Annotated in this window: 7 protein-coding genes; 2 read left to right on the top strand and 5 right to left on the bottom strand. The window is 51.3% G+C overall.

Annotated features, from left to right (window positions below; translation table 11 throughout):
- The 4 genes from thrS to B2067_RS02675 form a co-directional block, all read right to left on the bottom strand.
- On the bottom strand, nucleotides 1-1,738 hold a 1,738-nt coding region (gene thrS, locus B2067_RS02690; protein ID WP_301387359.1), incomplete at its 3' end, for a threonine--tRNA ligase.
- A gap of 108 nt (nucleotides 1,739-1,846) precedes the next feature.
- Nucleotides 1,847-2,929: a hypothetical protein gene (locus tag B2067_RS02685; RefSeq protein ID WP_301387358.1), complete on the bottom strand. Its 1,083-nt coding sequence runs from the start codon at nucleotides 2,927-2,929 to the stop codon at nucleotides 1,847-1,849.
- Nucleotides 2,930-2,934: 5 nt separating this feature from the next.
- Entirely contained in the window at nucleotides 2,935-4,101 is a 1,167-nt protein-coding gene (locus tag B2067_RS02680; RefSeq protein WP_139325761.1) for a hypothetical protein, read from the bottom strand.
- A gap of 169 nt (nucleotides 4,102-4,270) precedes the next feature.
- A complete protein-coding gene (locus B2067_RS02675) occupies nucleotides 4,271-5,278 on the bottom strand; it encodes an AraC family transcriptional regulator (RefSeq protein WP_301387357.1) in 1,008 nt (335 codons plus the stop codon).
- A gap of 163 nt (nucleotides 5,279-5,441) precedes the next feature.
- On the opposite strand from B2067_RS02675, the gene B2067_RS02670 reads away from it, so the two are divergent.
- Together B2067_RS02670 and B2067_RS02665 are read left to right on the top strand one after the other, a co-directional pair.
- Nucleotides 5,442-6,314: a sterol desaturase family protein gene (locus B2067_RS02670; RefSeq protein WP_068441510.1), complete on the top strand. Its 873-nt coding sequence runs from the start codon at nucleotides 5,442-5,444 to the stop codon at nucleotides 6,312-6,314.
- Between the two features lie 155 nt (nucleotides 6,315-6,469).
- Nucleotides 6,470-7,735, top strand: a complete 1,266-nt coding sequence (locus B2067_RS02665) for a glycerophosphodiester phosphodiesterase family protein (RefSeq protein ID WP_301387356.1) — start codon at nucleotides 6,470-6,472, stop codon at nucleotides 7,733-7,735.
- A 62-nt stretch (nucleotides 7,736-7,797) separates the two neighbouring features.
- On the opposite strand, the gene B2067_RS02660 is transcribed toward B2067_RS02665, so the two are convergent.
- A partial coding sequence (locus B2067_RS02660; RefSeq protein WP_301387355.1) for a DJ-1 family glyoxalase III occupies nucleotides 7,798-8,201 on the bottom strand: 404 nt, incomplete at its 5' end.

Below are 8,201 nucleotides of genomic sequence, written 5' to 3'. Positions count from 1 at the left end.
CGATCTTCTCATTTCTCAAGTCCGCATCGGCCCTGAAGCCCGCAGCTTTGAGTTTTTCGGCGATTTCCGTGCAATATTCGGCCTGACTGTCTGTGATATTCAGGATTGAGACCTGCTTCGGAGACAACCATGGCGGCATTGCGCCCGCGTAGTGTTCAATCAGAATGCCGACAAAACGCTCGAACGAGCCAAGAATAGCACGGTGCAGCATGACCGGCGTCTTACGCTCGCCATCTTCGTCGACGAACTGAGCACCGAGACGCTCTGGCAGCATGAAATCAAGCTGAATCGTACCGCACTGCCATACACGGCCGATGCAGTCGCGCAGAGAGAATTCAATCTTAGGACCGTAGAACGCACCTTCACCCGGTTGGAGTTCCCAGTCGAGGCCGGCGTCGTTAAGAGCATCTTCCAGAGCCGCTTCAGCTTCGTCCCAAAGCGATTCTTCACCGATACGACCTTCCGGACGGGTGGAAAGTTTCATCTCAACCGCGTCAAAGCCGAAGTCTTTGTAGACGTCCAGAGTCAGCTTGATGAAATCAGAAGCTTCCTGACGGATCTGGCTGTTCGAGCAGAAGATGTGTGCATCATCCTGAGTGAAGCCACGCACACGCATAATGCCGTGCAGCGCACCGGATGGCTCATTACGGTGGCAGCAACCAAACTCAGCCAGACGCAGTGGCAGTTCACGGTAAGATTTCAGCCCCTGGTTGAACACCTGGATATGACATGGGCAGTTCATCGGCTTTACCGCGTAGCTGCGCTTCTCGGACTCAGTAGTGAACATGGCATCTGAGTAGTGTTCCCAGTGGCCAGACTTCTCCCACAAGGTACGGTCAACAACCTGCGGAGTCTTGATCTCCTGATAACCAGCATCGTTCTGAACTTTACGCATGTACTGCTCGAGTACCTGATAAATGGTCCAGCCGTTCGGATGCCAGAACACCATACCCGGCGCTTCTTCCTGCAGGTGGAACAGATCCAGCTGCTTCGCCAGTTTACGGTGGTCGCGCTTCTCAGCCTCTTCAAGACGCTGGAGATACGCTTTCATTTCTTTTTTGTCGTTCCACGCAGTACCGTAGATACGTTGCAGCTGAGCGTTCTGAGAATCTCCACGCCAGTAGGCGCCAGACACACGTTGCAGCTTGAAGATACGCATAACACGAGTATTCGGTACGTGCGGACCACGACACATATCTGTGTATTCTTCATGGTGATACAGGCCAACCGCCTCTTCACCTTTTTCGATCAGATCGTCGATCAACTCAACTTTGTAGTCTTCACCACGATCAACAAACACGCGGCGTGCGTCTTTGATCGGCGTCATCTTCTTGATGACTTCGTAATCCTTCTTGATCAGCTCTTTAACACGCTTCTCGATGGCTTCGAGGTCTTCGGGTGTAAATGGACGCTCGTAATCAATATCGTAATAGAAGCCGTTTTCGATCACCGGGCCAATGGCCATCTTAGCCGTTGGGTACAGCTGCTTAACGGCATGACCAACGAGGTGAGCGAATGAGTGACGGATAACTTCCAGACCTTCTTCGTCGCGACCGGTGATCAGAGTGACATCGGCGTCATCGGTGATCAGCTCACAGGCATCGACCAGTTCACCGTTAATACGACCACATACGGTCGCTTTGGCGAGACCAGGGCCAATATCTTCGGCAACTTGCATCAGGGTAACGGGTTGATCGAACTCGCGTTTGGAGCCGTCTGGAAGGGTAATAACAGGCATAGTAAATCCTTGTCAGTGGTGGCCCCCACGACAGGCCACATGAATGTAAAGACCGAGTACTCTACAGGTCGGAAAAATCCCTGTAAACAGTTGATGCCTGCGGTTTACTCACTCTGGAATAGCCTTTCGTGCAATAGCCCCCTGAGGAAGTGAATCAACCAGCTTTGTTATTGGCTGAACCGGTACGCGGTTATAGATAATACCCCCACGCGGATAGCTTCCCGGCAATGGCTTAAACTTCACTCGCTCATCCAGAAAGGCCTCGACCTCTTCGCTGGGGGCGAGACGCTCCATTCCAGAACTCCACCTGTCATCGCCATCCTCTGGTTTCCTGAAACTACTCATGTAGAGTACATGTTTAGCAACCTTCAGCTGCTCCGGAGTAAACTCAATTACCGGACGCCTCTCCGACGGTTCTATTGTTCGAATGCGGTCCCGTTCAGCTTTCATCTCTTCACAAAGTTCAAGCTTTACGGAGTCCATGATCTGGTGCATCAGATCAAGGAAGGTGTCGGGGCGAACCCGCTCTTCGATTCGATAAGCGTTAGGGCCTTCAATAGAATAACGTCTGATTACAAACCGAAAACACACATAATGCTGATGAGTAATTGGCGAGATCCAATTGATAGCATAAGCGGTATCAGTCAGCTGCTGTTCTTCAATGTACAGCCAGTCATTACCATGCTTATTCAACCACTGACTATTAACAGGCCCTAAAACATCCGGCCATAGATCAGGGTTTACGTCGAGAGCGGCCTCTGTATAGCCCTCTTCAGTTCTTGCATAAATACACAACTCCCTATTAGTTAACACCTGATTTGCCAATACGCTAAAATCAAACAAACTCTCATTAATCGGGAGGCCATCTACCGCATGGACATCAACAAAACAACTGAGATATCCGACGCGAGGCTGGATAATTGGAAAGCCATTAAAACGCCAGTTATTCGAGTAAAGCCGCTGCCAGCGCATACCTTCGATAACTTTCTTATCCCAAGTTTCTGCCAACTCAAAGCGCGCTGGAGAATTTAGATCAACTGAGCCTGGCTCCTCCTCCCAGCGCCCTCCAAAAGCCGGCCGAGGGGCTGGTGCCTTGAATTCCAGTGAGCTACATCCCAAGTCTTTACAGATAAGCCTTGCGGAGCGAAAACTAGGCCCCTTGGGGAGTTTCTCAGTACCAAATAATCGCATAATCCTCAGAAGACCTTATTCTGAACTTTCTTCGCTAATGTTTTGAGTGGCTCAACAGGGCTTCTATGGTAGCCCTCGGTCAACGTAGGTGCACTGGCCAGAATAGCGCCCAACACTACAAGGGCAAATCCTGGTGTCGTGCCTAAGGCCCCCACTAATCCCCCGACTGCCATAGTATTCTTGCTTTGTGCGACGACATCATAGGCCGTACCAACGAATTCACTTGCTATTTGGTCCCTCGGAGTATGATTGACAAGCTTATTAAGAGAGCACGCTACCGTCGCACCACCGAACCTCTGGCCACCAATAACCTGGGCTAGTCCCGGAGAAGAATTGAACCACTTAGAATCACGCACATCCATACCAATAGCCCGCCGAGCGATATCTGCTTCATAGTGGCTGCTAGTGTGATCGCTAAGAAAAATGCGCTGCGTTCCTTTCAAGTCAACATTGGCTTGCTTCAAACATCTCATTGCCTCGGTCAAAACAGCCGAACCACCACGATGACTCGTCCACTCGACGCGCAACCCTCGCTGGTGTGCATCTTTCATATAACTAGCTAACACCCGCCCCGCCTTAACAACATCTTCTGAGGGAGTCCTCTTCCCGAGACGCCTTACAAATTCCCAGCCAGCCTTACCCGCTTTGTGTTGCGGTGTATAAAATAACTCGAAACCAGACGCTTTAAGCTTATCTATTACAGCAGGGTCACCTTTTGATATGTGATCAGGAAGTATTTCAGCAGCTTCTCTAATGCCGCCACAATAGCCGTTAATACCTATTTGTAAGGGCTTCTCTATAGTTCCGCCTCTCTGGCTTGCAGCCTGGAGGTTATATGAAGGAGTAGAGGCAACCTTCCATGACCCATTCTCAGCGTCCGCCTCAACATTCCATAGACCGGGCTCAGTTACCTTACGAGCGCTTTGCCTCACAACCCGAATATCTGTGATCGTAATATCGGTCTGCGAGAGCCCCATATTCAGCTCATATTCAATTTCGAAACCTGGGCCCGAAATGCAACGGGTCGATGGGGAGCCGTTACGAACATAAGAATTCACTGGAACGGCACTACTACGAAGGCTGTTAACTGCACTTATTACTGCCAGAGCATGATACCCAGTACTGCTTTGCTCTTGCGAGCTCGCCTGAAAGTTCTGAAGCAACTTTTGCATTTGCTCGTCAGCGAGGATCTGACGACCAGAGGCTTGAGGCCCGAATGGAGATAGCTGGAACTGGGAAAGATTGGAAATGACCGGTGAACTCACGTTACACATCCTTATGCTCTAAGTTAGGGCATTGATACTATCAGGCCAACTATTTCTTGCCTATAGTTTTGCTGGGCTAAACTGTTTTGAACTCAGCCCGCCACTTGCCCGGTGTTTTGCCCGTTGCTTTACGAAAAGCCCGGTTGAAAGGCGCCTGCTCTGAGTAGCCAAGCAGCAGAGCGATTTCACTGAGGGTCAGGTGCTTATCCCGCAGATATACCTGCGCCAACTCTACCCTGACCTGCCCCAGCAGATCTCTGAAGCCAATACCTGACTGACGTAACCTGCGCAGCAATGTGCGCTCTGACATTGCCAGTCGAGAAGCAATTGCGCTCTGGTCGGCGCCCCCCAAGGGTAAGCGCTCAATGATGAGTTGCCGTACGGTATCCGCAAACCGCCCAAGGTCGGGCATGTTTGCCAGTGCTGCGGTTGCCTTATCATTCAATGCCCTGAAGGCGACATCATCATGGCTGACCAGTGGCAGTGTCAGCACATTGGCATCGAACCAGAGTGCATTAGCGCTGGCGCCGCATACCAGACCTCCACCTAAGTGGCGCTCGAACAGATCGCTGGCGGGCACGTCGTCCCACCAGGTTTCCGCACGCTCTATTGTAAGTTCGCTCTGCCCCGTCATTCTTCGCAAGAAAGTCACAAATCCGCCGAGGATCACCTGATCCGATACACGCGTCGAGCCGCCAAAACTGGTATCCCACACCAACCCAGCAAGGCCGTCTCTCAGTTCGAGCCGGGCCTTGGGGCCTTCGTAGAGCAAGGTCTGGAAGCGCTCAAAGTACTGAAAAGCCTCCAGAACCGTCTGACATGACAAGGTCAGGTAACCAATGACGCCAACATGCTCAGGGCCGACTCGGCGAGCCAGATCAATCCCAATCGAGGATGAGCCTAAACCGTCACGGACACTGTCCAGCAACGACCACCACTCATCGAAGGTCAGCCGCCGGGCGCCACCCTCACGGCTCATTACCGCTGGCACAGAGCGTCGCTGCTCGGAGACGTACGACGACACCAGAGACATTAAGTCCCCGGTGACAGACAGCCCGGCTAAACGAGAATCCCGCTCTTTCATACGTCGCGCTCTTTTATAAGTACCCGTGCCCAATTGTCATAAGTCGTTGATCCTCGCTGAGCAAGTATGTCTGGAAATATCAATTAAGAGTCTGAAAATATCAATATAGCCCACAACGACTGCGCTAATCTATCAGCATCAAATAAGAAAGCTGGAGACACTGATGGAAGACTTACTGCGCGCACTGCTATTTATTGGGCTGTTTGCCGGTGTGTTCATCGGAACCATGGTCATTGAAAACCTCTGGGCCAAGCGTCGTGGGGTTACTAAGCTCTATCACTTCCCTGAAACCTTCACCAATCTGATGACAGGTGCGTCGTATAAAATCGTCGACGGCATCGCCATCGCACTGTTTATTCAGCTGTTTTACGACTGGGTGTATCAATTTGGCTTTCAATGGAACCCAGAGGTCGGCGTTGTCAGCATCATCGCACTGATTCTGTTTATCGACCTGTGTATGTATGCCGCGCATTATCTGATGCATAAAATTCGCTGGTTCTGGAATGCGCACGTAACGCATCACAGTTCTGAACACATGAATTTCTCGACGGCACTGCGGCAGAACTTCACTTATGCATTTTCAGGGACCTGGATTCTCTGGTGGATTCCTGCCGCGTTTGTCGGTTTCGATAAAACCTGGACCTTAATCGCGATCGAGGCCAATCTGGTATATCAGTTTTTCCTGCATACCGAGCAAGTTCGTACGCTGGGTTGGGCAGAGAAAATCTTCAATACTCCGTCACATCACAGAGTGCACCACGGCAGTAACCCTAAACAGATTGATAAGAATTTCGGCGGTGTGCTCATTATCTGGGACAAACTCTTCGGTACGTTTCAGGCTGAAGAAACGGCGGGCGAAATTGTCTACGGCGTAAAACGCATGCCAACAAAGCCAAATAACCCATGGCATGCGCAAGTGTATGATTGGCAGAATATGTTTCGGGATCTGAAAAAATACAAAGACCCGAGAATTATGTGGAAGCATCCGGATTGGGTAACGGAAAAATACGGCGACCATCAGGCTGCCGACCAATAACGAACCCTCCCTTCCTGATGATAGGATATCGACAAGGTACGCCACGTCATCAGGAAGACCAAATGAAACAAGACCGTCACCCAGTAGTTTTAAAACTGACATGCTTGACGTCTAGCCTGAACCTCCCTGTTTTCCAACTGATATGGAGGTTAATAATGAAATCCCTTCTGACCTACGCTCTGGCATCTCTGATGCTGGTTGCCGGCTGTGCCACCCAAGCTGGCCCTGATCACCGCAACAGCCATTTTGGCAAATGGTTCTTCGGTAAGTTTTCTGAAACCCAGATCGGCCCACGCCCTTTCTACCTTGTCGAAGACATGGACGAAGGCGAACTCAAAGATAAGCTGAAAAGCTGTGACACTGGTCCTTTCTTCCAGAGTCGCTTCTCAATCGGCCACCGTGGTGCACCTCTGCAATTTCCAGAGCACACGAAAGAATCCTACGAAGCGGCGGCAAAAATGGGCGCAGGCATTCTTGAATGCGACGTAACCTTTACGAAAGATCGCGAGCTGGTGTGCCGCCATTCACAATGCGACCTGCACACCACAACGAATATTCTGGCAACGCCACTGGCTGAAAAATGTTCAGTACCGCCTGAATTCGACAGCAATGGCATGCTCACCAATGCAGCAGATATCACCTGCTGCACCAGCGACATTACCCTCGCTGAATTCAAAAGCCTGCAAGGCAAAATGGACGCGGCAGACCGCACGGCAACCACCATTGAAGGCTACATGAATGCCACAGCAGACTACCGCACAGACCTCTACGCATCGAAAGGTACCCTGCTGACCCACGCAGAAAGCATCCAACTGTTCAAAGAACTGGGCGCCCACTACACACCTGAACTGAAATCCCCTTCGGTAGAGATGCCGTTTGAAGGCGACTACACCCAGGAAATGTACGCTCAGCAAATGATCGACGAATACCGCGACGCCGGTATCCACCCACGCAAAGTCTGGCCACAGTCGTTCAATTACGAAGACGTAAAATACTGGATTAATAACACCTGGTATGGTCGCCAGGCGGTTTATCTCGATGGCGTTTACGATACCAGCGTGACACAGGCACAGATGGAAGAATGGGTTGATGAAGGCCTACGCGTTCTGGCGCCACCTATGTGGATGCTGCTGAACGTGAACAGCGACGGCGAGATCGTCCCTTCACAGTACGCGATCAATGCCAAAGCAGCGGGCCTGAAGCTGATTGCCTGGACACTTGAACGCTCTGGTCGCCTGACGGACAACGGTGGCTGGTACTTCCAGTCGGTGAATGGCGATGATGGCGGTATGGATGTGATCGATAACGACGGTGACGTTATGACAGTGCTCGATGTTCTGGCTCAGGATGTTGGCGTTATCGGCGTTTTTTCTGACTGGCCAGCGACCACGACTTACTATGCAAACTGCATGAACCTCTGAGGCTCACGCGTATACCACGCGTAAACACTAATGCGCTCCTGAGAGAATTGTTCAGGGGCGCATTAAACTAATAAACCGTCCGCGACCTGGTGAGACACCTCTTCCCCGCACAGCTTTGTCACCAGAGCTAAAGCAAACTGCATTGCACTACCGGGCCCCTGGCTGGTCATTATATTGCCATCGATAACAACCACCTCATCACTCGGCATGACTCCGACCGTTGTCAGATCTTCTCTGAACCCGGGATAAGCCGTCGCTGATTTGCCTTCGAGTAAACCATGACACGCCAGAACAACGTATGGCGCAGCACAGATGGCTGCAATCAGTTTACCGCTACTGTGTTGTTGTTTGAGGAGGGAGACGAAGGCTTCGTTATCCGAGAGATTCTGCGCGCCCGGCATACCGCCCGGCACCATAATCGCATCCCAGTCTTCTGCGACACACTCACCAATGAGCTTGTCTGCAA

This window comes from Thalassolituus sp. UBA2590 (assembly GCF_002339775.1).
Classification (GTDB): domain Bacteria; phylum Pseudomonadota; class Gammaproteobacteria; order Pseudomonadales; family Oceanobacteraceae; genus Thalassolituus.
Note: the sequence above shows the minus strand (reverse complement) of the source record. Positions and strands in the feature narration are given on the sequence as shown.

Excerpts from the sequence above, each read along its gene's own strand:
- B2067_RS02685 (WP_301387358.1), bottom strand. The coding sequence starts at position 2,929 with ATGCGATTATTTGGTACTGAGAAACTCCCCAAGGGGCCTAGTTTTCGC.
- B2067_RS02680 (WP_139325761.1), bottom strand. The coding sequence starts at position 4,101 with ATGCAAAAGTTGCTTCAGAACTTTCAGGCGAGCTCGCAAGAGCAAAGC.
- B2067_RS02675 (WP_301387357.1), bottom strand. The coding sequence starts at position 5,278 with ATGAAAGAGCGGGATTCTCGTTTAGCCGGGCTGTCTGTCACCGGGGAC.
- B2067_RS02670 (WP_068441510.1), top strand. The coding sequence starts at position 5,442 with ATGGAAGACTTACTGCGCGCACTGCTATTTATTGGGCTGTTTGCCGGT.
- B2067_RS02665 (WP_301387356.1), top strand. The coding sequence starts at position 6,470 with ATGAAATCCCTTCTGACCTACGCTCTGGCATCTCTGATGCTGGTTGCC.